The organism is Streptomyces sp. NPDC059917 (genome assembly GCF_042730635.1).
GTDB lineage: Bacteria > Actinomycetota > Actinomycetes > Streptomycetales > Streptomycetaceae > Streptomyces.
The window spans coordinates 1-1,035 of sequence record NZ_JBHWLC010000196.1 but is presented as its reverse complement, the minus strand read 5'-3'; the positions used below and the strand labels follow the sequence as shown (position 1 = coordinate 1,035).

Here is a 1,035-nt window from a genome sequence, read left to right as displayed (position 1 = left end):
GACGACGGTCCAGTTGTCGTTGCCGGTGAGGAGGGTGGTGAGGTCGCCCTTGCCGTGTTGTTCGATGGCGGTGTCGAGTTGGTCGGCCATCTGGGTGTCGTAGACGGGGCGTTCGACGTCGCGGAAGACGCCGATGGGGGTGTGGTGGAGGGTGTCGGGGTCGGCGAGGCGGGAGAGGGCGAAGGCGTTGGTCGGTGACGTGGTGTGGGCGTCGTGGACCAGGATGTCGGCTTCGTTGTCCGGGGTGACGGTGACGACGTGGAGGTCGCCGGTGGCGCGGTCGCGGACGACGCCCTGGGAGCCGTCCGCGCCGAAGCGGATGGGTGCTCCGTGTTCGAGGCGGATGACGGCTTCTTGTGCTTGTTCCTGGTCCTTGAGGACCTCGAAGGCGCCGTCGTTGAAGATGTTGCAGTTCTGGTAGATCTCGACGAGGGCGGTGCCCTGGTGGTCGGCGGCGGCGCGCAGGACCTCGGTGAGGTGTTTGCGGTCGGAGTCGACGGTGCGGGCGACGAAGGTGGCTTCGGCGCCGATGGCGAGGGAGACCGGGTTGAAGGGGGCGTCGAGGGAGCCCATGGGGGAGGACTTGGTGAGTTTGCCGACCTCGCTGGTGGGCGAGTACTGGCCCTTGGTCAGTCCGTAGATCCGGTTGTTGAAGAGCAGGATCTTGAGGTTGACGTTGCGGCGCAGGGCGTGGATGAGGTGGTTGCCGCCGATGGAGAGGGCGTCGCCGTCGCCGGTGACGACCCAGACGGACAGGTCGCGGCGGGAGGTGGCCAGGCCGGTGGCGATGGCGGGGGCGCGGCCGTGGATGGAGTGCATCCCGTAGGTGTTCATGTAGTACGGGAAGCGGGAGGAGCAGCCGATCCCGGAGACGAAGACGATGTTCTCCTTCGCCAGTCCCAGTTCCGGCATGAAGCCCTGGACGGCGGCCAGGACGGCGTAGTCGCCGCAGCCGGGGCACCAGCGGACTTCCTGGTCGGACTTGAAGTCCTTCATCGACTGCTTCGCCTCGGCCCTGGGCACGAGGGAGAGCAG

At 67.3% G+C, this 1,035-nt stretch carries 1 protein-coding gene; it reads right to left on the bottom strand.

Annotated features, from left to right (window positions below):
- The coding region (locus ACFWAR_RS39425; RefSeq protein WP_385788568.1) for a 2-oxoacid:ferredoxin oxidoreductase subunit beta at positions 1-1,035 on the bottom strand (1,035 nt) is incomplete at both ends.